Here is a 25,903-nt window from a genome sequence, read left to right on the forward strand (position 1 = left end):
GTCACGGCCTCACGCCGCTTGCAAGCTGCTTCTGCATGAAGACGAGATCGAGCCAGCGGCCGAACTTGCAGCCGACCTCCGGCATGCGGGCGACCTCGATGAAGCCGAGCGAAGCGTGCAAGCTGATCGAGCCGGCATTGAGGGCCTCGATCCCGGCGATCATGGCATGCTTGTTGAGCGCCGTGGCGCGCTCGATCAGCGCGGCCACCAGGCTGCGGCCGATGCCTGCGCGATGATGCCGCTCGTCGACATAGACCGAATTCTCCACGGTGTGGCGATAGCCGGGGAAGGGGCGGAAATCGCCGAACGAGGCGAAGCCGACGACCTCCCTGCCCTTCATCGCGACCAGCACGGGATAGCCCGCCTCTTGCCGCGCGCGGATCCAGTCGCGCCGCGAGTCGAGATCGGCCGGCCCGTCGGTCCAGACCGCCGTGGTGTTGATCGCGGCGAAATTGTAGATGGCGAGGATGTCTTCCGCATCCTCCAGCGTAGCGTCCCGTACGATCAGCGACATCACATCTTCCCGTAAGAGGTGCCGCGCCGCGTGATGATGACGTAGCGGGCATCCTGTTTGGTTTCGTTCTCGAAGGTCACCGCGCGCATGACGTCGAAATCGAGACAGTCGCCGTCCCGCAGGCGCACCGTCTTGGCGTCGATATGCACGCAGACCGCCCCCTCCAGCATCAGCAATTGCTGGGTGAAGGCGTTGCGGCCCCAGGGGCTGTAGGACACGCGCGCCCCGGCCGGCAAATCGACGACGATGATCTCGATGCCGCTCGCCGCATCGGCCGGCGAGGCATGACGCCGCCGGTAGCCGCTGTCGGGATCGCGCCATTGCGGCTGATCGACGAGCCGCGTCAGCCGCTCCGGCGGCTTCTCCGAGAGAGCGACGACGTCGCTGAGCGAGACGTCGAGCGCCGCACAGAGCTTGTTGAGCAGCGCCGCGGTGGCGCTGCTCTGCGCCCGCTCCACCCGCCCGATCATGGCCCGGCTGACGCCGGAGCGGCTAGCGAGTTCGTTCAAGGTCATGCCGGCCTGCGTCCTCAAAGTCTTCAAGCGGCGACCGATCGCGCGGTCGAGTTTCTGCTGGTCCATGGCCTCTATCCGAACATCGCCCGGCACATGGACCGCATCCGCCGGACGAGAGGAGCTTAGGCCGGAGGAGCGGCGCGTGCCGGGACCGAAGGGCTAATATATTAGAATCTTGCCCTGCGAGCACGCGATTGGGCGGTCAGATCAAATGGAAATGCGATCAGAAAAGTTTGGAGCGGGCGACGGGAATCGAACGAACCCTCGTATGCAGCTTGGGAAGCTCAATAGGCAGGACCGGCTCTGCTAGCCAGCCGGACGCTCCGCTAGCCGCCCTCGTCCTCGGAAAAAATCGCCTCGATATCCTGCCTGCCGTCCAGCACCCGCACGATCTCGGGCCGATCATCCTTCAATCGATAGAACACAATCTGTGGAGCGGCCGCCAGCGAACGCAGACCGGTCCGGATTTCGTCGCGCGCCCGACCGGCGAAGGGAAAGTCGTCAATGACCGCGACGGCCTTCGCGATCTCGCGCAGGATTCTGTCAGCCGTTCCAGCTCCCGCCGCTTTGGTGTAGTGGTCCCAAAGGCGGTCGACATCGTTGAGAGCTTCCGGCGACCAAATAACCGGAGGCTTATGCTCCGCCATGTCGCGAATTCTTCTCGCGAAGAAAAACTTCCATATTCAGGGTGTCGCCCCTGCCCGCGTCGAGCGAATGGATGCCCCTGTCTATTTCAGTACGAAGCGCGTTGAGCCTTTCGATATGCGAGAGCAATTTCCGACCGATCTCTTCCTGATCGGCGTCCGGCAGGCGGGAAATTTGCGCAATGGCTTGTTCGAGCGTTCTGACCATGAACCCAGTCTAGCACATTCGCCACCTGGCAAGGTTCAAAACCTGGCAAGGTTCAAAAGCTTTGGAGCGGGCGAAGGGAATCGAACCCTCGTATGCAGCTTGGGAAGCTGCCGTTCTACCATTGAACTACGCCCGCTTATGCGCGTGTCCCGCGCCCGTCCTGATTAGCCGAGACGGCGCGCCCCGCCAAGCGCTTTGGCGCGACCGGCCGGACGCTTCTTAACGTTTTGGCAAGATTCCAGGTGCGCCGGATTGTGGCGGTGTTATGATCTCATGTCTGGGGAGATACGTGCACTGAGTGGGGCGTGTGCATGGTGGGGCGTGCTTACACGATATTCGACACCGCCATAGGGCGCTGCGGCATCATCTGGAGCAGCACCGGCGTGGTCGCCGTGCAACTGCCCGAGGCGCGGGAGATCGACACCCGCCGCCGGATCTTTGCGGTCCATCCCGAGGCGCGCGAGCAGGCGATCCCGCTCAACACCGAGCTTGCGATCGAGGGCATCGTGGCCTTGCTGCAAGGCAGCGATCCCGACTTTTCCGACGTCAGCCTCGATGCCGGCGGCGTGCCCGCCTTCGACCGGCGGGTCTACGAGCACGCCTGCACCATCCCGCGCGGGGAGACGCGCACCTATCACGAGATCGCCAAGGCGCTGGGCACATCCGGCGCCGCCCATTCGGTGGCGCAGGCGATCTCCAGAAATCCCTACATGGTCATCGTGCCTTGCCACCGGGTGCTGGAAGCCGGCGGCTATGCCGACCGGATCTCGCCTTACGGCGGGGTGATCTCCAAACGCCGGCTGCTGGCGCTCGAAGGCGCCCATCCGATCGCCAGCAAGACGCTGTTCGAGATGCTGCTGCCCGTTGCCCCGCCGAGGACCGCCACCTAAATAGGCGGGATGGACGCAACCACGCTGCTGACGACCCGCGCGATGACGGTCTCCGAGTTTCGCTGCGACGCGGGACCGGGCGACAAGCCGTTTGCCGAGTGCCGCACCGGTCATTCCATCGCCTATGTCCGCGCTGGCAGCTTTGGCTGCCATTGCCGCGCCGGCTTCTTCGAGCTGGTGGCGGGCTCGCTGCTGGTCGGCGCGCCCGGCGGCGAATACACCTGCACGCATGAGCATGTCTGCGGTGACGTCTGCCTGTCGTTCTTCTTCAGCGAGGACCTGGTCGAGGCGCTCGGCGGGCGGCGCGAGACGTGGCAGGTCGGCGCGACGCCGCCGCTGCCCGAGCTGATGGTGCTGGGCGAGCTCGCCCAGACGGCGGCAGATGGCAACAGCGATCTGGGCCTCGACGAGGTCGGCCAGATTTTTGCGAGCCGCTTTGTCGATTCGGTCTCGGGCAAGCCGCGCAAGCCGGCTACACCGACGGCGCGCGACCGCCGCCGTGCGGTCGAGGCCGCGTTGTGGATCGACAACAATTCGCATGCCGAGATCGACCTCGAGCAGGCCGCACGCCTGGCGGATTTGAGCCCGTTCCATTTCCTGCGGCTGTTTTCCAACGTGCTCGGCGTGACCCCGCATCAATATCTGGTGCGCTCGCGGCTGCGGCACGCGGCGCGCCTGCTCACGGACGACGACATCGCGGTCACCGATATCGCCTATGACGTCGGCTTCGGCGACCTCTCCAACTTCGTCCGCACCTTCCACCGCGCCGCCGGTATGTCGCCAACGAAGTTCCGGCAGGCGTCGAAGGGGAAACGCAAGATTCTCCAAGAGCAGCTTGCCCTCAACTGACTAGGGTCGGCTCCGGCGCGCGCCGCGAGCGGTGCGCTTTGCAGTGGAGACGACCATGTACGACCATATCGGATTGCGTGTTGCCGACCTCGACGTCGCCACGCGCTTCTACACCGCGGCGCTGGCGCCGCTCGGTTTCGTCCTGTGCTCGAGCGGCGACGGCTACGCCGGCTTCGGTCCGAAGGGCGAGCCGGCACTCTGGCTGCATCTGAACAAGGGCCGCAACGCCGATGGCGCGCATATTGCGTTTCGCGCCAAGGACCACGACGCAGTGAAAGCGTTTCACAGCGAGGGCCTGAAGAGCGGCGGCCATGACAATGGCGGCGCCGGGCCGCGCAAGGATTACAGCCCGACGTATTTTGCGGCGTTTTTGATTGATCCTGATGGCAACAATGTCGAGGCGGTTTGTGTTTGAGCTCTCACTATCAGCACCGTCATTGCGAGGAGCGTAGCGACGAAGCAATCCAGGCTGTCTCCACGGGAAGATTTCTGGATTGCTTCGCTGCGCTCGCAATGACGGTGATGGTTGCGACCACCTGACCTAATCAAGGACACCTTCATGGCCTCCATCCACAACGACATCCTCCTCTCCGCCCCGGCCCGCGACGTCTGGAACGCGGTGCGCGATTTCGGCGCGGTGCATCAGCGGCTGGTGCCGGGCTTCGTCACCGCATGCCGGCTCGACGGCGACGCTCGCATCGTCACCTTCGCCAATGGCTCGGTTGCACGCGAAATCCTGGTCAATTGCGACGACGCGCGGCAACGGCTGGTCTACGCGATCAACAACGAACGGCTGACGCATTACAGCGCCTCGGTGCAGGTGATCACCGACGGCGAGGCGCAATGCCGCCTGGTCTGGATCATCGACATGCTGCCGAACGAGCTTGCGGGTTACGTGCAGGAACAGACGAAGGCAGCCGTGATCGCCATGCACAAGGCGTTCCCGGCTTAGCTCTTCATTTGAAGCATGATCTTTTCGGAAAACCGCTTCACACTTTTCCGGATCATGCTCGCTTGCGTGATCTTTTTCACAGAGTGCTCCCCTCATCGGCCGTAACCATGGCCGCGTGCGTCCGGTGGGCTCCGCTCTCCCGGCGGCGCCACGCACGCGAGGAGCATGCCATGAGAGGTGCGGACAAGGTGATCTGCCAGGCAGCCGCCGTGCTGCTGCTGTTTTCGATTTCGAGCGTACCGGCCAAGGCGCAGTTCGCAGGCCTCGGCGGTGCCGGCGGCGAGGACATGATGACCCAGATGGCGCCGATGCTGGAGATGATGAAGGCGAAGATGGGCAAGCGCCGCTTCGCCATGCTGATGCAGACCATGGGCCCGATGATGAGCCGCATGATGGAGAATGGCGGCGGCGGCCTCGGCGGCATGATGGGTGGCGGCGGTATGGGCGGCCTCGCCGGCAGCAATTACGGCGGCTACGCGCCGATGGGTGGAGGCACCGTGCCGATGGGAATCGGCGGCATGGGCGGCGGCGATATCATGGGCATGCTGGGCGGTGCCGGCGGCGGCGACATGATGGCGATGATCCCGCAATTGATGCGGCTCGCCAATGTCGGCGGCGGAGGCGGCCATCGCCGCCACCGGCACCGCTAGTCGGCGGCAACCGAGAGCGCCGGGCGCACGGCCGGCTTGGTCTTCCGCGGCCCCCAGCGTGTCAGCACCACGCTCGAGCATGACAGCAGGCCGAGCACGACCATCGAGCTCGCGGCGAGCCAGAAGAAGCTTTGCGCAGTGGCGTCATGCGTCGACAGCCACCAGCCGCAGGTCGCGATGTAGATGAGGCGCGCGGTCTGGGCCAGCACCGGCCCGATCACTATCGCAGCGCCTTGCGACGAGAAGTACATCGTCGTGGCAAGTCCGAAGAAGGCGTAGAACGGCGCCACCGTCGACAGATATTGGTGGCTGGTCGCGCGCACGGTGGCGCTGTCCGTAAAAATGTTGACCCAGAGGTCGGGGAACAGCGCGACGAGGCAGGCCGGCGCGCCGACAGCGACGAAGGCACTCGCGCCTGCGATCCAGGCGATGCGCCGCGCGCGGGCGATACGACCGGCACCAACCGCCATGCCGACCATCGGCACCGACGCGATGCCGAACGAGAACGCGATCGAGGTCAGCAGAAATTCGAGCCGCGCGCCGATGCCATAGCCGGCGAGGATCGCGGTGCCGAACTTCGCCAGCATGTGGGTGAAGATCGAGATCGTCAGCACCGATTGCAGCGGCGAGAAGCAGGCGATCGCGCCGACCTTCAGGATGTCAAAGAACATCGCCCATTGGATGCGCAAGCCTCGCAGTTTTGGAACGACCCGCGCGCGGCCCGAAAACAGGTACCAGCCCATCACGCCGATGTTCATGGAATAGGCGATCAGCGCGCCGGCGGCGACGCCGCGCATGCCGAGTTGCGGCATGGGTCCGAGCCCGAGGCCGAGCGTGCCACCGAGCACGATCTGCCAGACTGCGGAGTTGAGAATGAGAAGCGACGGCAGCTTCATGTTGCCGGTGCCGCGCAGCACGCCCGCCATGGTGTTGAGCAGCCAGGGCAGCACCGCGCCGCCGAAAAACACCTGCGTGTAGGCGATCGCATGCGTCAGAACATTGCCGCGGCCGCCGAGCATCGCGAGCACCTGGGGGCCAAAGATCAGCATGCCCAGCATGAACACGAGGCCGAAGGTGATGCCGATCAGGAGCGCATGCGCGGCCAGCGTACCGGCGCGCTCGCGATCGCCGGCGCCGAGCGCACGTGCGATGGCCGAGGCCACGGCACCGCCCATGGCGCCACCCGACATGGTCATGGTCAGGATCACTGTCGGAAACACCAGCGCCATCGCAGCCAGCGCTTCGACGCCGAGACGCCCGATATAGGAGGTCTCCGCGATCACCACGCAGGTGCCGGCGGATAGCGCGACCACGTTCGGCCAGGCGAGGGAGAGCAGCGTGCGCAGGATAGGCCCGTCGGTCAGCGCGCTCCGCACGGGGCGCGGGGGCGGCGGCAGCGGACGTTCCTGCTCATCGACCGGGATCTCGGCGATGTCCGTCATTTCCTCTCCCGGGCAACAGCGCCATTTGCAGCGCGGCAATGCTTAGGTGTGTTAATCAATTTCCTCGCGCGGAAAGCGCGGTGAGCCTTGTTAGCACGGCGGCTGCCGATTCCTCCTGCGCTAGCCGCAGGCGTGCCCTGCGGCAGCGCATTTCAGCGGGTGGAATTCGGTGCTCTCCCTCTCCCCGTTCTTACGGGGAGAGGGTCGGGGTGAGGGGCCCTATCCGCGCGAACGGTGAGAATTCGACTCGCGGAAGCTCCCCCTCACCCGGATTGCATCTTCGATGCAATCCGACCTCTCCCCGCAAGCGGGGCGAGGTGGAGTGCTCTGCGGCACCGTCGCCTAACCGACCGTCCAGACCAGCGGCGTAAGGCCGCCCGCCGTTGGGTGCAAATGCACGCCGATGTGCCGCCCGCATCCGGCAGCCAGCCCCTCGAACAATCCTTCCAGCACCTTGGCGCAGGCGCGATGATAATCGGCGACCTCGTCCATCAGCTTCCAGCTCTGCTGGCGGATTTCGAACGTGCCTTCGGATTGCGTGATCTCGGTCGCATCGCCTTGCGCGGCGAACAGCGCGCCGAGGAACGACGCGAACTCACTCGCCCCACCGCGTGTCGCCAACAGCGCGGCTGCGACCTCGTTGAAATACTGCATGCCGATCAGCTTGCCGGTGAGGTGCAGCAGATAGCCGGCATCTTCCGGCCCGAACAGCTGCACCATCACGGGTGCTGCCGTGCGGACATATTCCATAGCGTAGTTGCGATAGGCCTTTTCAAGGCGCGGCTTCGGCCAGCTCGACACCGGCAGAGCCGGTGCGGTCTTCGCGTCGAACGTAGGGGCTTCGAGATGTCGCGCAAACACCAGGCGCTGGTCGAGCTCGAGCGGATGGTCGTATTGATGGTAGTAACCTTCGAGCCCATCCTGGCCGTCAACGCTCTGCTTGGTGCAGACGAAGCCCAGGCGAAGATCGCCGAGCGCGACGCCGTTGTTGGCGTGCCAGCCGCGCAGCATCGCGCGCGAGACCTCGCCCGGCACGCCGCAGATCGCTGTGCCCTTCCAGATCCAGCGCGGCGGCGGATAGCGGATCCAGGCTTTGGTGTCGCTCTCGTGCATGTATTCGACATGCACGCCGCCGATCCAGTTGGAGAGGTAGTGATATTGCGCGGCCGCCACTGCCGGCGGCAGATGATTGATGCCCAGCTTTTCCAGCCCAGGCAGGAAACGCTCCTGCTGCTGACGTCGAAATACGCGGAAGACGAATTCCGCCGCATCCGCCGTGCCGCGGCGCGTGACCACGGTGAGGATGAGGCCGGTGAAGTAGGCGTGGTAGAGGTCGGCGACCGCGCGCCAGCGTTTCCATTGCGCGTCCTGCGCGGCGTCTGCTGCGGCGGTCATGTTCACTCCCGGCTGGTTGTTTTGCGGGAGTGTGTCATCGGCCGTGAGGCGACGCAACGGGACACCCATTCGGCGTCATCGCCCGGCGAAGACCGGGCAATCCAGTATTCCAGAGACGGTCGTGATCGAATCGAGAAGCCGCGGCGTACTGGATTCCCCGCCTTCGCGAGGGAATGACAGTTGGTGGGGGTGTGGCTACACCCGGAAATGCTTGCTCAGCTTCAGCCCCTGCGCCTGGTAGTTGGAGCCGATGCGCTGGCCGTACATGGCGTCGGGACGCGCTAGCATCTTTTCGTAGACGAGGCGGCCGACGATCTGGCCGTGCTCGAGGATGAACGGCACTTCGCGCGAGCGCACCTCCAGCACGGCGCGCGATCCTAGCCCGCCGGCGCCAGCATAGCCGAAGCCGGGATCGAAGAAGCCGGCATAGTGCACGCGGAATTCGCCGACCAGCGGATCGAACGGCACCATCTCCGCGGCGTAATCCGGCGGCACCTGCACCGCCTCTTTCGACGCCAGGATATAGAACTCGCCGGGATCGAGGATCAGGCTGCCGTCGGGACGGGCCGAGATCGGCTCCCAGAAATCTTCCGCCAAATAGTCGGAGCGACGATCGACATCGACCACACCGGTGTGACGCTTGGCGCGGTAGCCGACGAAGCCCGTGGCTTTCTCGCCGGAGAGATCGACGGAGACGGCAACGCCGCCGGCGAGATCGGCATCGTCGATGTCGACGAGACGCTCAGTGGCATGCAGCGCATCGAGCGCGTCGGCATTGAGGATGGCATCACCGGTGCGGAAGCGCACCTGCGACAGGCGCGAGCCTTCGCGCACCAGCACCGGAAACGTCTTGGGGCTGATCTCGGCATAGAGCGGGCCGTGATAGCCGGCGCCGATCATGTCGAAGCGGCGGGTGCCGTCGGCGATCACGCGGGTGAAGACGTCGAGCCGGCCGGTGGAGCTTTTGGGGTTCGCGGCCGCAACGATCTCCGGCGGCAGCGCGAGGCTCTCGAGCAACGGCACGATGTAGACGCAGTTGGTCTCCAGCACCGCGCCGTCGGCGAGGCTGAACTCGTGCAGCTTCAACTGGTCGATGCGCTCGGCGACGGTGGCACCGGGGCCGGGCAGGAAGCTCGCGCGTACGCGATAGGCGATGTCGCCGAGGCGCAGATCGAGGCTCGCCGGCTGGATCTGGCTTTCGACGAAATCGTATGCGGGCAGGATGAGGCCTGCTTCCGCCATCGCCGCGATCATGCGGTCGGGCAGGATACCATTGGCGTCGGCGGCGACCGTGAAACTCAACCGGGGGTCCTCATCAGGGGGCAAGCGCATCCGGACATGCCGGGAATACCAGCCTTTTACGGCTATCCGATGGACGCCTTGACGGAAAGGCCATTGCAGAATATGAGCATCACTTATCCCGTGGTGATTTGAGCCGGCCGGCTTGCAGCCACGTTAAATAAGTCGCTAAACAGGCCGGGGACCTCTGTGATCCCGGCCCGTGGATATATCCAGGCCGGTTTTTTTGTGACCATTTTCGATGGTCACGCAGAGGAGATCCTATGTCGAAGTCCCCGGCGTCCACCACGCACTACCGTCCCGAAACCCGCCTGGTCCATTCCGGCACCCTGCGCTCGCAATATGGCGAGACGTCGGAGGCGCTGTTCCTGACCCAGGGCTACGTCTACAACAGCGCCGAGGAGTGCGAGGCGCGGTTCAAGGGTGAGGACCCCGGCTTCATCTATTCGCGCTACTCGAACCCGACGATCGCGATGTTCGAGCGCCGCATGATCGAGCTCGAAGGTGCCGAAGCCGCCCGCTCGGCGGCAACAGGCATGGCCGCGGTGACGACTGCGATCCTCGCGCCGCTGAAAGCCGGCGATCACGTCGTCGCGTCTCGCGCGCTGTTCGGCTCGTGTCTCTACGTCATTCAGGAGCTGCTGCCGCGCTACGGCATCGAGACCACGCTGGTCGACGGAGCCGATCTCGACCAGTGGCAGCGTGCCGTGAGGCCGAACACCAAGACGTTCTTCCTGGAGAGCCCGACCAATCCGACGCTCGACGTGCTCGACATTCCAGGGATTGCCGAGATCGCGCACAGCGGCGGCGCGCGGCTCGTCGTCGACAACGTGTTCGCGACGCCGATCTGGCAGAGCCCGCTCGCGCTCGGCGCCGACGTCGTGGTCTATTCCGCGACCAAGCACATCGACGGCCAGGGCCGCTGTCTCGGCGGCATCATCCTGTCCTCGGAAGCCTTCATCGCCGAGCACATCCACAATTTCATGCGCCAGACCGGCCCGTCGATCTCGCCGTTCAACGCCTGGGTGCTACTCAAGGGCCTGGAGACGCTTGGCGTGCGCGTGCGCGCGCAGACCGACACCGCGGCGCGCATCGCCGACGTGCTTGCGAGCCATCCCAAGATTGCGCGGCTGGTCTATCCGGGCCGCGATGATCATCCGCAGGCGGCGCTGGTGAAGAAGCAGATGCGCGGCGGCTCGACGCTGGTCGGCTTCGAGGTCAAGGGCGGCAAGGCGGCTGCGTTCCGCGTGCTCAATGAGCTCAAGCTTGCAAAGATCTCGAACAATCTCGGCGACGCCAAGAGCCTCGTCACTCATCCGGCGACGACGACGCATCAGCGCCTGAAGCCGGAGGATCGCGCCGCCCTCGGCATCAGCGAAGGTTTCATCCGCTTCTCAGCGGGGCTCGAGCATGCGGATGATCTGATCGAGGATCTGACCGCGGCGCTTGAGAAGGCGTGAGGGGAGCCAAGGGCTCAGTTTCGTAGGGTGGGCAAAGCGAAAGCGTGCCCACCATTCACGATCTCGATGCCGATAGACGGTGGGCACGGCGCTTTGCGCCTTTGCCCACCCTACGGCAGCGGAGCTACATCGGCCGGTACGTCCGCACGTCCGCGGGTACGTTCACGCCCAGCTTGATCTGCCCGACGGAGTGGATGATGTCGTCGCCGAGCAGCTGGGCGAAGCAGGCATAGCCCCAATCGTTCATGTGCAAGCCGTCGGCGATGACAAAGCTCTCGACCGGGAGCGCCTGCTTCTCGTGCCAGTCGCGCATCACTTCGAAGCGCGGGAAGATGCCGACGTGACGGAGCGCGGCGACCTTGCCGAGCAGCTTCACCATCTTGCCGGCGCTTTCGGCGCGCTGGGTCACCTGCGGCGAATATTGCGGATCGACCAGCACCACGTCCGTGCCGCCGGAGGCCTGGATGCGGGTGATGCCGTCCTCGACCATCTTGGCGGTGTCGCCGGGATCGAGGTTGCGCAGCACGGCGTTGGTGCCGACCTGCCAGATCACGAGATCCGGATGCACGTCGATCACCTCCTTCTGGAGGCGTTTCATCATCTCGGGCGCATCCTCGCCGCCGATACCGGCATTGATGACGGTGATGTTGGCGGTCGGATATTGCCGGCGCAGCTGCGCGGCGAGACGGTTCGGATAGTTGAAGTCCGGCGAGCTCGCGCCGTAGCCCGCCGTCGACGACGAGCCGAACGCGACGATCACGACGGGCTGGCCGGCGACGAGCTTGTTCGCGACATGCGGCAGCGAGCCCATCGTCTTCGAGCCGCCCTTCGGCGCGAGACACGGCACGCGGCTGAAAATGTCGGTGGCGGATTTCGCGACTTGCTTCACCTTGTCGATGGCGCGCGAGGTCAGACCGCGCTGCTCGGCGGGCGGCTGGCTGGTGGCGGCGACGGTCGTCTGGGACGGTGATGCCGGTGCTGGATTAGCAGCCTGCTGCGGCGCGGGTGTCGCCTGGGCGGCTTGAGCGCGGGCAGGTGCCTGCAACACGGGCGTCAGCATTAGCAGCGCCGCCGCTGCGGGCGCGGCCAGCCATGTCGACAGGCCAAAAGGGCGGAGAGAACTCATTAACGCTAGACCTCAATTTTGCTGCTGGGCCGGCCCCAGATGGGCGGCGTCGATCACGAACTGTGCCAACGCCCGGCCGATGCAGTCATGGACCTGTTTCGCTAGCTCGGGGCCGCGGGAGGGGCTGAACAGGTCGAACTGACCCTGATCATTCCATTGCCGCATGATGGCGAAACGGTCGAACAGCGGGACATCATGCTCCTGCGCCACCACACGCATATTATCGAGATAAGGCGGCGCCGAGATCATGGTTTCGGTACGCGGGCTGTACTGCAAATTCATCAAGACCACGTCAGCCCCTGCATTTTGCAGCGCAGCGACCCCTTCGGTCACGGCGCTGCGGAAATCATCGGGATCGATGGAGCGGATAGCATCCACGGTCCCGGTCTGCCAGATGACCAAAGTAGGTGTTTTTGCTTCCATCAGCTTAACGAAGGTTCCGGCGGCTTCCTCCGCTGTCTTCTTGCTCTGTATTTCTACGGATACGTGCACGGTCTCGGAAGGCGGCAGCTTGTCGTTCAAAATGGCCTGCATCCGCGCCGGATAGGAGCTGTCCTCCGAGGATGGAATGGTGGTGGAGCGGCTGCCGATGACGAGGATCTCGAGCGGCTTGCCGGCCTTGACGGTCTCCGCGACCTTGTGGAGCTGGCTGTCGGTGGCGAGCAGATAGGGCGGTAATTCACAGGCTGCGGGCGCGGCAGGCACGGCATCGTCCGCGCGCGCCGAAGGCGCGGCGAGGCTACCGCATAACAGGATCAGGCTCAGGAGAACCTTCGCCTTCATCAACCCCCTCCCGCCAGATCGGCGTTGCCGACGGCGTTTTTGGTTTTCGCACCGCTCTTGTCAGCTACGCGCTTGTACCACGAAATCACCCAGGCCATCGCCCACATGATCAGGATTCCGGAGAGGCTAATTAGCGCATGCATGCCCGGGCCACCGGAGACCTCGGCCAGGATGAAATGGCCGGCAAAGGCCAGGAAGACGCCGAGGCAGAAGATCTCCAGGGAATGCTGGCCACACAGGATCAGCGGCCGCAACCACGGCGATTTCAGGCCCGGCCACTCCCGCGGCAGAAAGCGCACGGTGAGCGCGGCCAGCGCCAGGAAATGCGTGAAGCGCAGCACGTCGAGGTCGGTCTTGTCGATCGGATACATCCACTGCTCGATCCGCTTCGGCATGAATTGCGAGAGCTGCGGCACGTACCAGGTCAGCGTCACGTAGAACGCAGCGACGAGATAGGCAATCGAGATCCACATCGTCACCGGTGATGCCAGGATGCGCGACATGCGTCGCGCACCTCCGAGCGCACACCAGGCCCCGAACACGAAAAGCAATTGCCAGGCCAGCGGATTGAACGCCCAAAAGCCGTTCGGATAGGCCGAGAAGTAGAGATCGAATTCCCAGGTCACCGCATAGAGCATGGTCGAGAGCGCGAGCGTGACGTCGGGCCACCATTTCATCGACCACAGGATCAGCGGCAGCGCCAGCATCAAGACGATATATAGCGGTAGCACGTCCATGTTGACGGGCCGGAAGCGCAAGAGCAGCGCCTGCACGATGGTGACGTCGGGCTGCTTGAGGAAATCCATGATCCCCATCTCTTCGGTGTAGAGCGGGTTCTCGAAGCTGGTCGCGACGTAGGAGATCTCGGCAAGGAAGATCGTGAACAGGAAGACGTGGGCGACATAGATCTGCCAGACCCGGCGCAGGATGCGCGCAGTGGCAATCACGAAGCCGCTCTCCAGCATCGCGCGGCCATAGACGAAGGCGGCGGTGTAGCCGGAGATGAAGATGAAGATCTCGGTGGCGTCGCTGAAGCCGTAATTGCGGATCGTGAACCAGGTCAGCAAATTCGGCGGCAGATGGTCGATGAAGATCAGCCACAGCGCGAGGCCCCGGAACAAATCGAGCCGGAGCTCGCGCTCGCCGATGGCGGGAAGCGTGATGGCCGGCGCACGCGGCTTCGCTGCCACGGGTTTGGCCTCCACGGGCTTGGCACCCGCAGTTCCCGCGATCGTCGCTCCCGTCACTTGATCGGCAATGGTCATCGGGGCCCAAAAACCCTTCCGCAAATCGCGACGTTTGAAGGAGTGTACCGGTCCAGTCGCCGCCTCGCAAAGCGGCCGGATCACATCTGGATGTACTTCCCTGTCAATTCTGGCGGGACGATGTCGCGAAAGCCCGCTGCGGCGTTTGGTTCCCGGCCAGGATTTCGTTATGATGGCAATCATGTACCGCGCCGTGACCCGCCAGATCGAAGTGACCGTCGAGCCGAACTTTGTTCCGGAGCAGTCGTCGGCCGACCGCTCGCGTTATTTCTGGTCCTACACCATCGTCATCACCAATTCCGGCGACGAGACCGTGCAGCTCAAGACGCGGCACTGGATCATCACCGACGCCTCCGGCCGGCAGCAGGAGGTCAAGGGCGAAGGCGTGGTCGGCGAGCAGCCGACCCTGGCGCCCGGCGAGCGCTTCGAATACACCTCCGGCGTCCCCCTCTCGACCGCCTCCGGCTTCATGACCGGCCGCTACCAGATGGTCAGCGAAAGCGGCGAACGCTTCGAGATCGACGTGCCGACGTTTTCGCTCGACAGCCCGGATAACAGGCGGGTGTTGAATTAGCGCGGGTGACGGTGCTACGCGTCCTCGACGCCCGCTTCATCCGGCGTGAACTCGTACACCGACGAGCAGAACTCGCAGGTCACGACGACCTTGTCGTCCTTGACCATCGCGGAACGGTCGTCCGGCGAAAAGCTTTTCAGCATCGAGGCAACCGCGTCGCGCGAGCAGGAGCATTGCGCTTGCAGGACAAGCGGATTGAACACGCGCACGCCGCGCTCGTGGAAGAGGCGATAGAGCAGCCGCTCGCCGGAGAGATCGGGATCGATCAGCTCGACGTCCTCGACGGTTTCGATCAGCGAGCGCGCCTCGACCCAGGCATCGTCCTCAGCCACACTGTGCACCTCGACGCCATCGGGCGCGTCGCCGGGATGCAGATCCGCCTGCCGCGCGCGCTCCGGCGCCTTCGGCAAAAACTGCATCAGCATGCCGCCGGCACGCCAGCGATGCTTGCCGCCGTCGCTCGAGCGCCACTCCTCGCCGACCGCAAGACGCACGCGCGTCGGGATCTGCTCGGAGCGCAGGAAATATTCGTGAGCAGCGTCTTCCAAGCTGCCGCCGTCGAGCGCGACCAGGCCCTGGTAGCGGCTCATGTCGGGACCCTGGTCAATGGTCATGGCGAGATGGCCATGGCCGAGCAGCGCACCGGAATCCTTGGCGTCACCGAGGCGCGCGGCATCAAAGCGCGCATAGGCGCGCAGGCGATCCGGTGCCTGATAGTCCACCACCAGGAACGACACCGGGCCGTCGGTCTGTGCCTGGAGGATGAAGCGGCCCTCGAATTTCAGCGCCGAGCCGAGCAGCGTCGTCAGCACGATCGCCTCGCCGAGCAGCTTGCCCACGGGCGCGGGATAATCGTGCTTGGTCAGGATCTCGTCGAGCGCAGGGCCGAGCCGCACCAGCCGTCCGCGCACATCGAGCGCGTCGACCTCGTAAGGCAGCACGGCGTCGTCAATCGGAACCGCGGATGGCGCGCGAACCGGGCCTGCGGGCCCGGTTTTCATGTCAGGGGATTGGGAAACCATGGCGCTTTATCTGGGGTCGGAGAGTGGAAATGGAAGGGGGTGTTGGCTGGCGTGTTCCGGATGCTGCTTGGGTCGCACGACAATACCGCACATTCGGTGTCGTCCCGACGAAAGCCGGGACCCATAGCTACAGGCTTTTGTTTGGCGAAGACCGTTCGCCTCCACCAAGCTGCCACAAGAACGATTCCGCGGTATGGGTCCCGGCTTTCGCCGGGACGACGGCAAATATTTTACCGCGCCGAACCTACTTCACCGCGTCAAAACACCAGGCCAAAATGCCTTTCTGCGCATGCAGGCGGTTTTCGGCCTCGTCGAACACGACCGATTGCGGGCCGTCGATCACCTCGTCGGTGACCTCCTCGCCGCGATGGGCGGGCAGGCAGTGCATGAACAGCGCGTCGGACTTGGCCAACGACATCAGCTTCGAATTGACCTGGTAGGGCTTGAGCACGTTGTGGCGGTGCTCGCCTTCCTTATCGCCCATCGACACCCAGGTGTCGGTGACGACGCAATCCGCGCCCTTCACGGCGGCCTCGGGATCGGTGCCGAGCACGATCGGCGCGCCGGTCGCCTTGATGAAGTCGCGCATCACCTTCTTCGGAGCGAGCTCCGGGGGGGTTGCGACATTGAGCTGAAACTTGAAGCGCTCGGCCGCGTGCGCCCAGGACGCCAGCACGTTGTTGTCGTCGCCGGTCCAGGCCACCGTCTTGCCCTCGATCGGGCCGCGATGTTCCTCAAAGGTCAGGAGGTCGGCCATCACCTGGCAGGGATGCGAGCGCCGCGTCAGGCCGTTGATGACGGGCACGGTCGCGTACGCTGCGAGCTCAAGCAGCGCCTCATGATTGAGAATGCGGATCATGATGGCGTCGACATAGCGCGACAGCACACGCGCGGTATCGGCAATGGTTTCGCCGCGGCCGAGCTGCATCTCGGCGCCGGTGAGCATGATGGGCTCGCCGCCGAGCTGGCGCATGGCGACATCGAACGACACCCGCGTGCGGGTCGACGGGCGCTCAAAGATCATCGCCAGCGTCTTGCCTTCGAGCGGCCTGACCGGCTGATGCGCCTTCTGCTTCGCCTTCATGGCGGAGGAGGCCGCGAGCATGTTCTTGAGCTCCGACAGCGGGAGCTCGCTGATATCCAGGAAGTGTTTTGGCGTCTTGCTCATCAGCTTGCCGCCCGCTTGTTACCGGACAGCGCAGTGCAGGCGCGTTCGAGCCGGCCGATGCTGTCCTCGATCTCCGCCTCGGTCACGATCAAGGGCGGCAGGAAGCGCACGACATTGTCGCCGGCACCGACGGTGAGCAGTTTTTCGTTGCGCAGCGCCGTAACCAGGTCACCCGACGGCACCACGGCCTTGATGCCGATCAAGAGCCCCTCGCCGCGAACTTCACTGACGACATCGGGATGGCGGTCGATCACGGAAGCGAGCTTCTGCTTGAGCAGCAGCGACATCTTCTGCACGTGGTCGAAGAAGCCGGGCTCGAGCATGACGTCGAGCACCGCGTTCGCAGCCGAGATCGCCAGCGGGTTGCCGCCGAAGGTGGAGCCGTGCGAGCCGGGCCCCATGCCGGAGGCCGCATCCGCAGTCGCCAGCACCGCGCCGATCGGGAAGCCCCCGCCGAGCGCCTTCGCCAGTGACATCACGTCAGGCGTGACGCCGGTGCGCCGATGAGCGAAGAGATCGCCGGTGCGGCCCATACCGGTCTGCACCTCGTCGAAGGCGAGCAGCAGGCCCTTCTCGTCGCAGAGCTGGCGCAACGCCCGCAGGAAAGAAGGCGTCGCCGAACGCACGCCACCCTCGCCCTGGATCGGCTCGATCAGGATACCGGCGGTCTGCGGACCGATCGCCTTCTTCACGGCCTCGATGTCGCCATGCGGAATCTGGTCGAAGCCATCCATCGGCGGACCAAAGCCTTCGAGATATTTTGCAGATCCCGTCGCAGCCAGCGTTGCCAGCGTGCGGCCGTGGAAAGCGCCTTCGAAGGTGATGATGCGGTAGCGCTCCGGATGACCCTTGGAGAAGTGATGATGGCGGACCAGCTTGATCACACCCTCCAGCGCTTCGGCGCCGGAATTGCAGAAGAATACGAAGTCGGCAAAACTCTCGTTGCAGAGCCGGTTCGCGAGCTTCTCGCCGTCCGGACTCTGGAACAGGTTCGACATGTGCCAGAGCTTGGTCGCCTGCTCCTGCAGCGCCTTGACCAGCGCGGGATGGGCATGGCCGAGCGCGTTCACCGCCACGCCCGACGTGAAATCGAGATAGCGATCGCCATTGGTTGCGATCAACCAGACGCCTTCACCACGCTCAAAACCAATGTCGGCCCTGGCGAAAACGGGGAGCAAATGCGGTGCTGCGCTGTTAGCCATGATGATCTCTTTGGATGTTTCGGACGGCCTGAACGTGCGTTGCGCAGCGCATCATTGGTCCGGAAAACGAAACGTGCCGCCTTTTAAGGGCGGCACGCACGACTATCTTATGCTTGGCACCACGGGTGTCAATGCCGCCCGGAAAGCCCCACGAAATGCTGATTCCGTAGTCTTGCGGTGCCAGATTTGCGGGGTTTTGGCCACGGAACATGTGGAAGCGAGTCGGCGGACTCTTGCGCGTGAGTCACGCCATATTGTAGCGTTTGGCTTGTCAGATACGACATCTCGTGCAGCGGTTCTGATCCTCTAAGTCCTCATGTACCGGCGTAAACGTTCGGGCGTCTCATTGCGCCCGGCGAGCCTTAAGGGATTCTGACGGCACGGGTTTTTCGAGGCTTAGGCATTCGTCGTGCGGCCCCAGGATGGCAGGCGCCGGCGAAGGAAAGGGTGCAATGACGGTTTTGACCTGGTCGGATGATCGCGTCGAGCAACTGAAAAAGCTCTGGGAGGCCGGACTTTCGGCCAGCCAGATCGCGGCAGAGCTCGGTAATGTCACCCGCAATGCCGTGATCGGCAAGGTGCACAGGCTTGGCCTCTCCGGCCGCGCCAAGAGTCCGTCTTCGGCAGCTCCGCGGCCGCGCAAGGCGCGCCCAGCGCAGCACATGATGCGGGTGAGCAGGCCTATGGCACGCGGCAATACCGCGCTGGCGCAGGCCTTCGAGGTCGAGGTCGAGGCCGAGCCGGTCACCTACGACAACGTGGTGCCGATGAGCCAGCGGCTGTCGCTGCTCGAATTGAACGAGGCGACCTGCCACTGGCCGGTCGGCGATCCCTCGAGCCCGGATTTCTTCTTCTGCGGCGGCAAGGCGCTCTCCGGGCTGCCCTATTGCGCCCAGCACTCGCGGGTGGCGTATCAGCCGGCAGCGGATCGCCGGCGTGCGCCGGCGAAGCCGAGCCCGCGCTGAGGTTCAGCGCGCGACGAGTCAACAAAGTTTGGTGTCGTCCCGGCCTAGTGCGCAATTGCGCACGGGGGCCGGGACCCATTCTCCGAGAACGCAATTTCTGCGCTAAGGGGTCACTCCAAGTCCCGCCCACCACGTCCACCTGTGGCTATGGGTCCCGGCCCCCCGCGCGCAATTGCGCAACTAGGCCGGGACGACATTGGAGTCTGTGGCCGCAGCTCAAATCAAACTGCCAGCCCTACGTCTGCTCGGCCTTTGCAAAGCGATCATCGAGCGCATACCCCGCGCCGCGGACGGTGCGGATCGGGTCCTGCTCGCGACCGAGATTGAGCAGCTTGCGCAGGCGACCGATATGCACGTCGACGGTGCGCTCGTCGATATAGATGTCGCGGCCCCAGACGCTATCGAGCAGCTGCTCGCGCGAGAACACGCGGCCGGGGTGCTCCAGGAAGAACTCCAGCAGGCGATATTCTGTCGGGCCGAGATCGATCGGCCGGCCGGAGCGCGCCACGCGGCGCTTTTCGCGGTCGAGCTCGATGTCGCCGAAAGCCAACACGGTAGCGAGCCGCTCGGGGCTTGCGCGCCGGAGCAGACCTTTCACGCGCGCCAGGAGCTCAGGCACCGAGAACGGCTTGACGATGTAATCGTCGGCGCCAGTCGCAAGGCCCCGCACCCGCTCGCTCTCCTCGCCGCGCGCGGTGAGCATGATGATCGGCAGCTGCTTGGTGTCGGACCGCGCACGAAGCCGCCGGCACAGCTCGATGCCTGATAGTCCCGGCAGCATCCAGTCGAGCACGATCAGATCGGGGATGTGCTCCTTGAGGCGGGTGTCGGCGTCGTCGCCGCGCATCACCGTCTCGACGTCATAGCCGTCGCCTTCGAGGTTGTAGCGAAGCAGCTCGGTCAGAGCTTCCTCGTCTTCAACCACCATAATGCGTGCGCCCATGGTGTCGTGGCTCCTTGCGTGTTCAGGTATCGTGAAATCAGGTGTTCGGGACCGGCGCGGCGAACGTCGTCATGTCGCCCTTCGGTCGCTTGTCGGTGATGGCCTGGCCTTCGATCATGTAGAACACGGTCTCGGCAATGTTGGTGGCGTGGTCGCCGATCCGCTCGATGTTCTTGGCGCAGAACATCAGATGGATGCAGAACGAGATGTTGCGCGGATCCTCCATCATATAGGTGAGGAGCTCGCGGAACAGCGAGGTGCAGATGGCGTCGACTTCCTCGTCGCCCTTCCACACCGCCATCGCCGCCGGCAGGTCATGCGCCGCATAGGCGTCCAGCACCGACTTGACCTGCTGCTGCACGAGGTCGGTCATGTGCTCGAGGCCGCGGAACAGTTTCAGCGGATGGAAATCCGTCTCCAGCGCCGCGACGCGCTTGCCCATGTTCTTGGCGAGGTCGCCGATGCGCTCGAGATCGGTCGCGACCCGCATGGCGCCGACGATTTCGCGCAAGTCCACCGCCATCGGCTGGCGGCGGGCGATGGTGAGCACGGCGTGCTCCTCAATCTTCTTCTGGAGGGCGTCGATGTCGGCGTCGGTGGCGACGACGCGCTGGCCGAGCGCGACGTCGCGGCGGATCAGCGCGTCGACGGAATCGACGATCATGCGCTCGGCGAGGCCGCCCATTTCCGCCACCGACCGGGTGAGCTCCTGGAGGTCGGTGTCGAAGGCCTTTGCGGTATGTTCAGAACCCATATCCAGTCTCCTCAGCCGAACCGGCCGGTAATGTAATCCTGCGTGCGTCGGTCGGTCGGCGACGTGAAGATCTTGCTGGTGTCGTCGAACTCGATCAGCTCGCCGAGATACATGAAGGCGGTCTTGTCGGAGACGCGGGCCGCCTGCTGCATGTTGTGGGTCACGATCGCGATCGTGTAGTTCTCGGACAGCTCCTGGATCAGCTCCTCGACCTTCGCAGTCGAGATCGGATCGAGCGCCGAGCAGGGCTCGTCGAACAGGATCACCTCGGGCCGCACCGCGACGGTGCGGGCGATGCAGAGGCGCTGCTGCTGGCCGCCGGAAAGCGACAGGCCGGAAGCGTTGAGCTTGTCCTTGACCTCGTTCCACAGCGCGCCGCCGCGCAGCGCCTTCTCGACGCGGTCGTCCATCTCCGACTTCGAGATCTTCTCATAGAGACGGATGCCGAAGGCGATATTCTCGTAGATCGTCATCGGGAACGGCGTCGGCTTCTGGAACACCATGCCGACGCGGGCGCGCAGCAAATTGAGGTCGAGCTTGGGGTCGAGGATGTTGGTCTGGTCGAGCATCAGCTGACCGGTGACGCGCTGACCCGGATAGAGGTCGTACATCCGGTTGAAGATGCGCAGCAGGGTCGACTTGCCGCAGCCCGACGGGCCGATGAACGCCGTGACGCGGTTGGCGCCGAGCACCAGATTGATGTTCTTCAGCGCGTGGTGCTCGCCGTAATAGAAGTTGAGGTTGCGCACCGTCACCTTGGCGGGCGCTTCCGGCAGCATGGGCGCCTGCGGCAGACCACCGGCAGCGCTCATCGATACGGAAAGATCACTCATTTTGCGGTCCTCTCGGCGCCAAGAATGCGAGCGCCAATGTTCAGGGCAAGCACGGTCAGGGTAATCAGCAGCGCGCCGCTCCAGGCGAGCTGCTTCCAGTAGACGTAGGGGCTCTGGACGAAGTTGTTGATGGTGACCGGCAAGTTCGCCATCGTCTTGTTCAGGCTGAGGCTGAAGAACTGGTTCGACAGCGCGGTGAAGAGCAGCGGCGCGGTTTCGCCGGCGACGCGGGCGGTAGCGAGCAGCACGCCGGTGATGAGACCGGAGCGCGCGGCACGGTAGGCGATGCGCTTGATCACCAGCGAGCGCGGCAGGCCGAGCGCAGAAGCCGCCTCGCGCAGCGCGTTCGGCACCAGCAGCAGCATGTCCTCGGTCGTGCGCAGCACCACCGGGATCACGATGACGGCGAGCGCGAGCGAGCCTGCGATTGCCGAGAAGCCGCGCATCGGCACCACCACCGCGCCGTAGATGAACAGGCCGATGATGATCGAGGGCGCCGAGAGCAGAATGTCGTTGATGAAGCGGATCACCGAGGTCAGCTTGTCGTTGCGGCCGTACTCGGCGAGATAGGTGCCGGCGAACATGCCGAGCGGCGCGCCGATGCCGACGCCGATCGCGGTCATGATCAGCGAGCCGACGATGGCGTTGCGCAGGCCGCCTTCGGTCGAGCCCGGAGGCGGCGTGTCCGCGACGAACAGTTCGAGGTTGAGGCCGGCGATGCCGTTGTAAAGCAGCGTGATCAGGATCAGCGCGAGCCAGGTGACGCCGAAGGCGGCGGCACCGAAGCAAAGCCCGCGGATCAGGATGTCCTTGCGGCGGCGGCGTGCGTAAATCGGGTTCATGCTAGTTCCCCGCCTTCTTTTCCAGCCGCATCAGCATCAGCCGGGCGCCGGCGAGCACGAAAAACGTCAGCACGAACAGCAGCAGGCCGAGCAGGATCAGGCCGGACTGGTGCAGGCCGTCACTCTCGGCGAATTCGGATGCGATCGCCGCCGAGATCGTGGTGCCCGGCGCGAAGATCGATGACGAGATGCGGAACGAGTTGCCGATGATGAAGGTCACCGCCATGGTCTCGCCGAGCGCGCGACCCAGCCCCAGCATGACGCCGCCGATGATGCCGACGCGGGTGTAGGGGATCACCACGCTGCGGACGACTTCCCAGGTGGTGCAGCCGACGCCGTAGGCGGCCTCTTTCAGCACCGGCGGCACCGTCTTGAACACGTCGACCGAGATCGAGGTGATGAAGGGCAGCACCATGATGGCGAGGATCAGCGCGGCGTTGAACAGGCTGAGATAGGACGGCGGACCTGCGAAGATCGCGCCGAGCACAGGGACGCCGTCAAAAATCTTGATCATGAAGGGCTGGAAGTTGTTGGCCAGGAACGGACCCAACACGAAGAAGCCCCACATGCCGTAGATGATCGAGGGAATGCCGGCGAGCAGCTCGATCGCCATGCCGATCGGGCGGCGCAGCCATTGCGGGCAGAGCTCGGTCAGGAAGATCGCAATACCGAGACCAACCGGAATGGCGATCAGCATCGCGATGAAGGAGGTGACCAGCGTGCCGTACATCGGCCCGAGCGCGCCGAGCACAGGCGGATCCGCCGACGGTGCCCAGCGCTGCGTCCACAGGAACGCGAAGCCGTATTCCCTCATCGCCGGGAAAGCGCCGACGATCAGCGAAATGATGATGCCGCCGAGGATCAGCAGCACGGAGATCGCGCTGAGGCGAGTGATCCAGTAGAAGGTGACATCGCCAAGCTTGAACGCGCTCAAGGCCTTGGCGCGATCATATGGTCCGGCGGCGTCTACTACATTGCTCTCGACAGCCATCTCTGCCACGCCGATCCCCTGTCCAAACGATACTTGTTCTTGTGTCACCAGTCTCGTGCCCCGGATGCAGCAACACGCTGATCCGGGGCAGAAGTCATGTGGTCCGGCATGCGGCCATTTGCGGCCGCATCGCGTGAGAGCTTAGCTCTTGATGTCGGCCGCCCAGGTCTTCTCGATCAGCTTCACGACGCTCTCGGGCATCGGGATGTAATCGAGCTCTTCGGCTGCCTTGGCGCCGTTCTTGAATGCCCAGGCGAAGAACTTGAGAGCTTCCTTCGACGCCGCCTTATCAGCCGGCTCCTTGTGCATCAGGATGAAGGTCGCAGCCGTGATCGGCCAGGACTTCTCGCCGGGCTGGTCGGTCAGGATGACGTAATAGCCGGGAGCCTTGGCCCAGTCGGCGTTGGAAGCGGCCGCCTGGAAAGCCTCGACCGTCGGCTGCACCGTCTTGCCGGCCTTGTTGACGAGGGCCGTGTAGGTCAGCTTGTTCTGCTTGGCATAGGCGTACTCGACATAGCCGATCGAGTTCTTGGTCTGGCTGATGTTGCCCGACACGCCTTCGTTGCCCTTGGCGCCGACGCCAACCGGCCACTCGACGGCGGTACCTTCACCGACCTTGCTCTTCCAGTCCGCGCTGGCCTTGGAGAGATAGTTGGTGAAGTTGAAGGTGGTGCCCGAACCATCCGAACGGCGAACCACGGTGATCGCGTCCGACGGCAGCTTCACGTTCGGATTGAGCTTCTTGATCGCGGCGTCGTCCCACTTGGTGATCTTGCCGAGATAGATGTTGGCGAGGGTCTCGCCGTCGAACACCATCTCACCGGCCTTGACGCCCTCGATGTTGACGACGGGAACGATGGCACCCATCACCATCGGCCACTGGACGAGACCGTCCTTCTCGAGCTGGTCGGCCTTGAGCGGCGCGTCGCTGGCGCCGAAGGTCACGGTCTTGGCCTGGATCTGCTTGATGCCGCCGCCGGAGCCGATCGACTGGTAGTTCAGGCCGTTGCCGGTCTCCTTCTTGTAGGCGTCAGCCCACTTCGAATAGACCGGGAACGGGAAGGTCGCGCCTGCACCCGTGATGTCGGCAGCAAAGGCCGCCGTCGTCGTTGCGGCGACCAAGCCAGCAGCGACGATCGTTTTGATGAAATTCATGCTGGTCTCCATACAGGGGAGCGAAGCGCCATCAGCGCCCGATCGCGCTCCCCGCGCCGCCCCCTTTAGGAGCGGTCGGCTGTGCTTTTACGAAGGTTTCGTGACAGTCGGATGACGTTGTCAAGCAATTGAAATCGCTTGATTTTCGGGTCTAGACTAAAGTCTTGGCCTGGGGAAAACAGGCGGTGAAAGTGGCACCCTGCCGAGGGACACTTTCGATCAAAAGACGGCCGCGGTGACGGTTAAGAATATGTTTCACCAGCGATAATCCCAATCCGGTTCCGCCCTGCGAGCGGCTGTCGCCGACGTCCACCCGGTAGAAGCGCTCGGTCAGGCGCGGCAGGTGCTCGGGCGCGATGCCGGGGCCAAAATCGCGCACCATGACCCGGACTTCCTGAGTTCCATCAATCGCCGGTGTCGCGTTCAGCGACACGATGACGCGCCCGCCGGAAGCGCCGTATTTGAGCGCGTTCTCGATCAGGTTTTCGAACAGGCGCAGCAGCTCCTCGCGATCGCCGGCGATCATCACCGGGGTCTCAGGCAGATGGGTCTCGACCTCGACCTGGCGTTCCCGGGCCAGCGGCTCGAGCCCGTCGGCGACCTGGAAGATGATCGGCAGCAGGTCGACCAGGGTATCCGGCCGGACATGCGCCGACAGTTCCACCCGCGACAGCGACAGCAAATCGTCGATCAGGCGCGCCATGCGGGTGGCCTGATTGTGCATGATGCCGAGGAAGCGCTCGCGCGCCTTGGGATCGTCCTTGGCCTGGCCCTGCAGCGTGTCGATGAAGCCAGAGAGCGCGGCCAGCGGCGTACGCAATTCGTGGCTGGCATTGGCGACGAAGTCGGCGCGCATCTCCTCGACCCGACGCAGCGGCGTCTGGTCATGGAAGGTCATCAGCATGCATTTGTCAGCGCCGCCGAAATTGGTCGGCACCGGCACCGGGGTGATGATCAGCTCCATCCAGCGATCGACCGGCACGTGATCGAGATAGGTCGCGCGCCGCGGCTCGGTGGTCGCAATGGACTCGCGCAGCGCCGTGATGATCTCCGGCGAGCGCAGCGCGAACTGGGCGAGCTCGTTCTTGCGCAGCGCCGGCGCGAGCTGGGCGGCGGCGGCATTGAGATGGATGACGCGGCCGGCGCGGTCGAGCAGCACGGCCGGATCCGGCATGCCGGCGACGACCGCGGCGACCGCCGCACTCTCGACCGGATTGACGCGGCGGGTGTCCTCGCGGGAGGCAACGGTATCATGCAGCCGCCAGGGGATTAGAGCGGCCGCGGCGATGCACAGGAACACCGTCGCGGCCCGCATCACCGACAATTCGCCGAGCGAAACCACGACCGACAGCGCTAGCGCGGCGGCGATCAGGATGGCTGTCGAGTGCCGCAGCCGGTCGGACCAGGGCTGCACCGTGGGAGACGAGGGAGCGTCGATCGCCATCGGGGCGGGCTTCTCCTT

At 64.4% G+C, this 25,903-nt stretch carries 28 protein-coding genes, 1 tRNA gene and 1 riboswitch; of the genes, 8 read left to right on the forward strand and 21 right to left on the reverse strand.

Annotation, left to right across the window (positions count from 1 at the left end; translation table 11 throughout):
* Position 1 precedes the first annotated feature (1 nt).
* From ACP2YP_RS38005 to ACP2YP_RS38025, 5 genes are all read right to left on the reverse strand, one after another.
* A complete protein-coding gene (locus ACP2YP_RS38005; RefSeq protein WP_426421402.1) occupies positions 2 to 514 on the reverse strand; it encodes an N-acetyltransferase family protein in 513 nt (170 codons plus the stop codon).
* Positions 514 to 1,095: a helix-turn-helix domain-containing protein gene (locus ACP2YP_RS38010; protein WP_426421403.1), complete on the reverse strand. Its 582-nt coding sequence runs from the start codon at positions 1,093 to 1,095 to the stop codon at positions 514 to 516. The genes ACP2YP_RS38005 and ACP2YP_RS38010 overlap by 1 nt, the downstream gene beginning before the upstream one ends.
* 260 nt (positions 1,096 to 1,355) lie before the next feature.
* On the reverse strand, positions 1,356 to 1,676 hold the full coding sequence (locus ACP2YP_RS38015) for a type II toxin-antitoxin system RelE/ParE family toxin (protein ID WP_426421404.1): 321 nt from the start codon (positions 1,674 to 1,676) through the stop codon (positions 1,356 to 1,358).
* The gene (locus tag ACP2YP_RS38020; protein WP_426421405.1) at positions 1,663 to 1,881 is read right to left on the reverse strand and encodes a hypothetical protein; all 219 of its coding nucleotides are present in this window, start codon (positions 1,879 to 1,881) and stop codon (positions 1,663 to 1,665) included. The genes ACP2YP_RS38015 and ACP2YP_RS38020 overlap by 14 nt, the downstream gene beginning before the upstream one ends.
* Positions 1,882 to 1,943: 62 nt before the next feature.
* Positions 1,944 to 2,017: transfer RNA gene (locus ACP2YP_RS38025), tRNA-Gly, on the reverse strand.
* A 175-nt stretch (positions 2,018 to 2,192) separates the two neighbouring features.
* Between ACP2YP_RS38025 and ACP2YP_RS38030 the strand changes: the two genes are divergently transcribed.
* From ACP2YP_RS38030 to ACP2YP_RS38050, 5 genes are all read left to right on the forward strand, one after another.
* Positions 2,193 to 2,771, forward strand: coding sequence for a methylated-DNA--[protein]-cysteine S-methyltransferase (locus ACP2YP_RS38030; protein ID WP_426421406.1), 579 nt, complete (start codon positions 2,193 to 2,195; stop codon positions 2,769 to 2,771).
* 9 nt (positions 2,772 to 2,780) lie between these two features.
* Positions 2,781 to 3,620: a helix-turn-helix transcriptional regulator gene (locus ACP2YP_RS38035; protein WP_426421407.1), complete on the forward strand. Its 840-nt coding sequence runs from the start codon at positions 2,781 to 2,783 to the stop codon at positions 3,618 to 3,620.
* Positions 3,621 to 3,675: 55 nt separating this feature from the next.
* A complete protein-coding gene (locus tag ACP2YP_RS38040) occupies positions 3,676 to 4,035 on the forward strand; it encodes a VOC family protein (protein WP_426421408.1) in 360 nt (119 codons plus the stop codon).
* 144 nt (positions 4,036 to 4,179) lie between these two features.
* On the forward strand, positions 4,180 to 4,572 hold the full coding sequence (locus ACP2YP_RS38045) for an SRPBCC family protein (protein ID WP_426421409.1): 393 nt from the start codon (positions 4,180 to 4,182) through the stop codon (positions 4,570 to 4,572).
* Positions 4,573 to 4,742: 170 nt separating this feature from the next.
* The gene (locus tag ACP2YP_RS38050; RefSeq protein WP_426421410.1) at positions 4,743 to 5,222 is read left to right on the forward strand and encodes a hypothetical protein; all 480 of its coding nucleotides are present in this window, start codon (positions 4,743 to 4,745) and stop codon (positions 5,220 to 5,222) included.
* Here ACP2YP_RS38050 and ACP2YP_RS38055 read toward each other — a convergent pair.
* The 3 genes from ACP2YP_RS38055 to ACP2YP_RS38065 form a co-directional block, all read right to left on the reverse strand.
* A complete protein-coding gene (locus ACP2YP_RS38055) occupies positions 5,219 to 6,664 on the reverse strand; it encodes an MATE family efflux transporter (protein WP_426421411.1) in 1,446 nt (481 codons plus the stop codon). The two genes, ACP2YP_RS38050 and ACP2YP_RS38055, sit on opposite strands and share 4 nt — an antisense overlap.
* A 342-nt stretch (positions 6,665 to 7,006) precedes the next feature.
* Positions 7,007 to 8,059: a hypothetical protein gene (locus ACP2YP_RS38060; RefSeq protein ID WP_426421412.1), complete on the reverse strand. Its 1,053-nt coding sequence runs from the start codon at positions 8,057 to 8,059 to the stop codon at positions 7,007 to 7,009.
* A 195-nt stretch (positions 8,060 to 8,254) separates the two neighbouring features.
* Entirely contained in the window at positions 8,255 to 9,391 is a 1,137-nt protein-coding gene (locus ACP2YP_RS38065; RefSeq protein WP_426421413.1) for a 2'-deoxycytidine 5'-triphosphate deaminase, read from the reverse strand.
* Positions 9,392 to 9,471: 80 nt separating this feature from the next.
* A riboswitch (SAM riboswitch) is annotated at positions 9,472 to 9,551 on the forward strand.
* 70 nt (positions 9,552 to 9,621) lie between these two features.
* Here ACP2YP_RS38065 and ACP2YP_RS38070 point away from each other — a divergent pair.
* Entirely contained in the window at positions 9,622 to 10,818 is a 1,197-nt protein-coding gene (locus tag ACP2YP_RS38070) for an O-succinylhomoserine sulfhydrylase (protein ID WP_426421414.1), read from the forward strand.
* 124 nt (positions 10,819 to 10,942) lie between these two features.
* On the opposite strand, the gene ACP2YP_RS38075 is transcribed toward ACP2YP_RS38070, so the two are convergent.
* Genes ACP2YP_RS38075 through ACP2YP_RS38085 form a run of 3 tightly spaced genes read right to left on the reverse strand, consistent with a single transcriptional unit; the run spans position 10,943 to position 13,992 of the window.
* Positions 10,943 to 11,944, reverse strand: a complete 1,002-nt coding sequence (locus ACP2YP_RS38075; RefSeq protein ID WP_426421415.1) for an SGNH/GDSL hydrolase family protein — start codon at positions 11,942 to 11,944, stop codon at positions 10,943 to 10,945.
* Positions 11,945 to 11,956: 12 nt separating this feature from the next.
* Positions 11,957 to 12,727 (reverse strand): SGNH/GDSL hydrolase family protein, encoded by a 771-nt coding sequence (locus ACP2YP_RS38080; RefSeq protein ID WP_426421416.1) that lies wholly within the window; start codon positions 12,725 to 12,727, stop codon positions 11,957 to 11,959.
* Positions 12,727 to 13,992 carry an OpgC domain-containing protein gene (locus ACP2YP_RS38085; RefSeq protein ID WP_426421417.1) on the reverse strand — a complete coding sequence of 422 codons (1,266 nt, stop codon included), beginning with the start codon at positions 13,990 to 13,992 and terminating at the stop codon, positions 12,727 to 12,729. Before ACP2YP_RS38085 ends, ACP2YP_RS38080 begins: the two co-directional genes overlap by 1 nt.
* Before the next feature lie 181 nt (positions 13,993 to 14,173).
* On the opposite strand from ACP2YP_RS38085, the gene apaG reads away from it, so the two are divergent.
* The gene (gene apaG / locus ACP2YP_RS38090) at positions 14,174 to 14,566 is read left to right on the forward strand and encodes a Co2+/Mg2+ efflux protein ApaG (RefSeq protein ID WP_426426422.1); all 393 of its coding nucleotides are present in this window, start codon (positions 14,174 to 14,176) and stop codon (positions 14,564 to 14,566) included.
* 14 nt (positions 14,567 to 14,580) lie between these two features.
* Here apaG and ACP2YP_RS38095 read toward each other — a convergent pair whose 3' ends face one another.
* The 3 genes from ACP2YP_RS38095 to ACP2YP_RS38105 all read right to left on the reverse strand — a co-directional run bounded on the left by ACP2YP_RS38095 (position 14,581) and on the right by ACP2YP_RS38105 (position 17,958).
* Positions 14,581 to 15,588, reverse strand: coding sequence for an Hsp33 family molecular chaperone (locus tag ACP2YP_RS38095; RefSeq protein ID WP_426421418.1), 1,008 nt, complete (start codon positions 15,586 to 15,588; stop codon positions 14,581 to 14,583).
* Between the two features lie 244 nt (positions 15,589 to 15,832).
* The gene (gene argF, locus ACP2YP_RS38100; RefSeq protein WP_426421419.1) at positions 15,833 to 16,756 is read right to left on the reverse strand and encodes an ornithine carbamoyltransferase; all 924 of its coding nucleotides are present in this window, start codon (positions 16,754 to 16,756) and stop codon (positions 15,833 to 15,835) included.
* Positions 16,756 to 17,958 (reverse strand): aspartate aminotransferase family protein, encoded by a 1,203-nt coding sequence (locus ACP2YP_RS38105; RefSeq protein ID WP_426421420.1) that lies wholly within the window; start codon positions 17,956 to 17,958, stop codon positions 16,756 to 16,758. The genes argF and ACP2YP_RS38105 overlap by 1 nt, the downstream gene beginning before the upstream one ends.
* Before the next feature lie 452 nt (positions 17,959 to 18,410).
* On the opposite strand from ACP2YP_RS38105, the gene ACP2YP_RS38110 reads away from it, so the two are divergent.
* Positions 18,411 to 18,923, forward strand: coding sequence for a GcrA family cell cycle regulator (locus ACP2YP_RS38110; RefSeq protein ID WP_426421421.1), 513 nt, complete (start codon positions 18,411 to 18,413; stop codon positions 18,921 to 18,923).
* Between the two features lie 235 nt (positions 18,924 to 19,158).
* Here the strand turns inward: ACP2YP_RS38110 and phoB are convergent, their stop codons facing one another.
* From phoB to ACP2YP_RS38145, 7 genes are all read right to left on the reverse strand, one after another.
* Positions 19,159 to 19,866 carry a phosphate regulon transcriptional regulator PhoB gene (gene phoB / locus ACP2YP_RS38115; RefSeq protein ID WP_195801068.1) on the reverse strand — a complete coding sequence of 236 codons (708 nt, stop codon included), beginning with the start codon at positions 19,864 to 19,866 and terminating at the stop codon, positions 19,159 to 19,161.
* Positions 19,867 to 19,903: 37 nt separating this feature from the next.
* Positions 19,904 to 20,620 carry a phosphate signaling complex protein PhoU gene (gene phoU / locus ACP2YP_RS38120; RefSeq protein WP_426421422.1) on the reverse strand — a complete coding sequence of 239 codons (717 nt, stop codon included), beginning with the start codon at positions 20,618 to 20,620 and terminating at the stop codon, positions 19,904 to 19,906.
* Positions 20,621 to 20,631: 11 nt separating this feature from the next.
* Positions 20,632 to 21,453, reverse strand: a complete 822-nt coding sequence (gene pstB, locus ACP2YP_RS38125; protein ID WP_426421423.1) for a phosphate ABC transporter ATP-binding protein PstB — start codon at positions 21,451 to 21,453, stop codon at positions 20,632 to 20,634.
* A complete protein-coding gene (gene pstA, locus ACP2YP_RS38130; RefSeq protein ID WP_426421424.1) occupies positions 21,450 to 22,295 on the reverse strand; it encodes a phosphate ABC transporter permease PstA in 846 nt (281 codons plus the stop codon). The genes pstB and pstA overlap by 4 nt, the downstream gene beginning before the upstream one ends.
* Position 22,296: 1 nt before the next feature.
* Positions 22,297 to 23,286 (reverse strand): phosphate ABC transporter permease subunit PstC, encoded by a 990-nt coding sequence (pstC, locus tag ACP2YP_RS38135; protein ID WP_426426424.1) that lies wholly within the window; start codon positions 23,284 to 23,286, stop codon positions 22,297 to 22,299.
* 141 nt (positions 23,287 to 23,427) lie between these two features.
* On the reverse strand, positions 23,428 to 24,441 hold the full coding sequence (gene pstS / locus ACP2YP_RS38140; protein ID WP_426421425.1) for a phosphate ABC transporter substrate-binding protein PstS: 1,014 nt from the start codon (positions 24,439 to 24,441) through the stop codon (positions 23,428 to 23,430).
* A gap of 151 nt (positions 24,442 to 24,592) precedes the next feature.
* A complete protein-coding gene (locus ACP2YP_RS38145; RefSeq protein WP_426421426.1) occupies positions 24,593 to 25,885 on the reverse strand; it encodes an ATP-binding protein in 1,293 nt (430 codons plus the stop codon).
* Between the last annotated feature and the right edge of the window lie 18 nt (positions 25,886 to 25,903).

It is taken from the genome of Bradyrhizobium genosp. A (assembly GCF_049949275.1).
In the GTDB taxonomy this organism is placed as follows: domain Bacteria; phylum Pseudomonadota; class Alphaproteobacteria; order Rhizobiales; family Xanthobacteraceae; genus Bradyrhizobium.

Coding starts and splice junctions, on each gene's coding strand:
- ACP2YP_RS38005 (WP_426421402.1), bottom strand. CDS start 514: ATGTCGCTGATCGTACGGGACGCTACGCTGGAGGATGCGGAAGACATC.
- ACP2YP_RS38010 (WP_426421403.1), bottom strand. CDS start 1,095: ATGGACCAGCAGAAACTCGACCGCGCGATCGGTCGCCGCTTGAAGACT.
- ACP2YP_RS38015 (WP_426421404.1), bottom strand. CDS start 1,676: ATGGCGGAGCATAAGCCTCCGGTTATTTGGTCGCCGGAAGCTCTCAAC.
- ACP2YP_RS38020 (WP_426421405.1), bottom strand. CDS start 1,881: ATGGTCAGAACGCTCGAACAAGCCATTGCGCAAATTTCCCGCCTGCCG.
- ACP2YP_RS38030 (WP_426421406.1), top strand. CDS start 2,193: ATGGTGGGGCGTGCTTACACGATATTCGACACCGCCATAGGGCGCTGC.
- ACP2YP_RS38035 (WP_426421407.1), top strand. CDS start 2,781: ATGGACGCAACCACGCTGCTGACGACCCGCGCGATGACGGTCTCCGAG.
- ACP2YP_RS38040 (WP_426421408.1), top strand. CDS start 3,676: ATGTACGACCATATCGGATTGCGTGTTGCCGACCTCGACGTCGCCACG.
- ACP2YP_RS38045 (WP_426421409.1), top strand. CDS start 4,180: ATGGCCTCCATCCACAACGACATCCTCCTCTCCGCCCCGGCCCGCGAC.
- ACP2YP_RS38050 (WP_426421410.1), top strand. CDS start 4,743: ATGAGAGGTGCGGACAAGGTGATCTGCCAGGCAGCCGCCGTGCTGCTG.
- ACP2YP_RS38055 (WP_426421411.1), bottom strand. CDS start 6,664: ATGACGGACATCGCCGAGATCCCGGTCGATGAGCAGGAACGTCCGCTG.
- ACP2YP_RS38060 (WP_426421412.1), bottom strand. CDS start 8,059: ATGACCGCCGCAGCAGACGCCGCGCAGGACGCGCAATGGAAACGCTGG.
- ACP2YP_RS38065 (WP_426421413.1), bottom strand. CDS start 9,391: ATGCGCTTGCCCCCTGATGAGGACCCCCGGTTGAGTTTCACGGTCGCC.
- ACP2YP_RS38070 (WP_426421414.1), top strand. CDS start 9,622: ATGTCGAAGTCCCCGGCGTCCACCACGCACTACCGTCCCGAAACCCGC.
- ACP2YP_RS38075 (WP_426421415.1), bottom strand. CDS start 11,944: ATGAGTTCTCTCCGCCCTTTTGGCCTGTCGACATGGCTGGCCGCGCCC.
- ACP2YP_RS38080 (WP_426421416.1), bottom strand. CDS start 12,727: ATGAAGGCGAAGGTTCTCCTGAGCCTGATCCTGTTATGCGGTAGCCTC.
- ACP2YP_RS38085 (WP_426421417.1), bottom strand. CDS start 13,992: ATGACCATTGCCGATCAAGTGACGGGAGCGACGATCGCGGGAACTGCG.
- apaG (WP_426426422.1), top strand. CDS start 14,174: ATGTACCGCGCCGTGACCCGCCAGATCGAAGTGACCGTCGAGCCGAAC.
- ACP2YP_RS38095 (WP_426421418.1), bottom strand. CDS start 15,588: ATGGTTTCCCAATCCCCTGACATGAAAACCGGGCCCGCAGGCCCGGTT.
- argF (WP_426421419.1), bottom strand. CDS start 16,756: ATGAGCAAGACGCCAAAACACTTCCTGGATATCAGCGAGCTCCCGCTG.
- ACP2YP_RS38105 (WP_426421420.1), bottom strand. CDS start 17,958: ATGGCTAACAGCGCAGCACCGCATTTGCTCCCCGTTTTCGCCAGGGCC.
- ACP2YP_RS38110 (WP_426421421.1), top strand. CDS start 18,411: ATGACGGTTTTGACCTGGTCGGATGATCGCGTCGAGCAACTGAAAAAG.
- phoB (WP_195801068.1), bottom strand. CDS start 19,866: ATGGGCGCACGCATTATGGTGGTTGAAGACGAGGAAGCTCTGACCGAG.
- phoU (WP_426421422.1), bottom strand. CDS start 20,620: ATGGGTTCTGAACATACCGCAAAGGCCTTCGACACCGACCTCCAGGAG.
- pstB (WP_426421423.1), bottom strand. CDS start 21,453: ATGAGTGATCTTTCCGTATCGATGAGCGCTGCCGGTGGTCTGCCGCAG.
- pstA (WP_426421424.1), bottom strand. CDS start 22,295: ATGAACCCGATTTACGCACGCCGCCGCCGCAAGGACATCCTGATCCGC.
- pstC (WP_426426424.1), bottom strand. CDS start 23,286: ATGGCTGTCGAGAGCAATGTAGTAGACGCCGCCGGACCATATGATCGC.
- pstS (WP_426421425.1), bottom strand. CDS start 24,441: ATGAATTTCATCAAAACGATCGTCGCTGCTGGCTTGGTCGCCGCAACG.
- ACP2YP_RS38145 (WP_426421426.1), bottom strand. CDS start 25,885: ATGGCGATCGACGCTCCCTCGTCTCCCACGGTGCAGCCCTGGTCCGAC.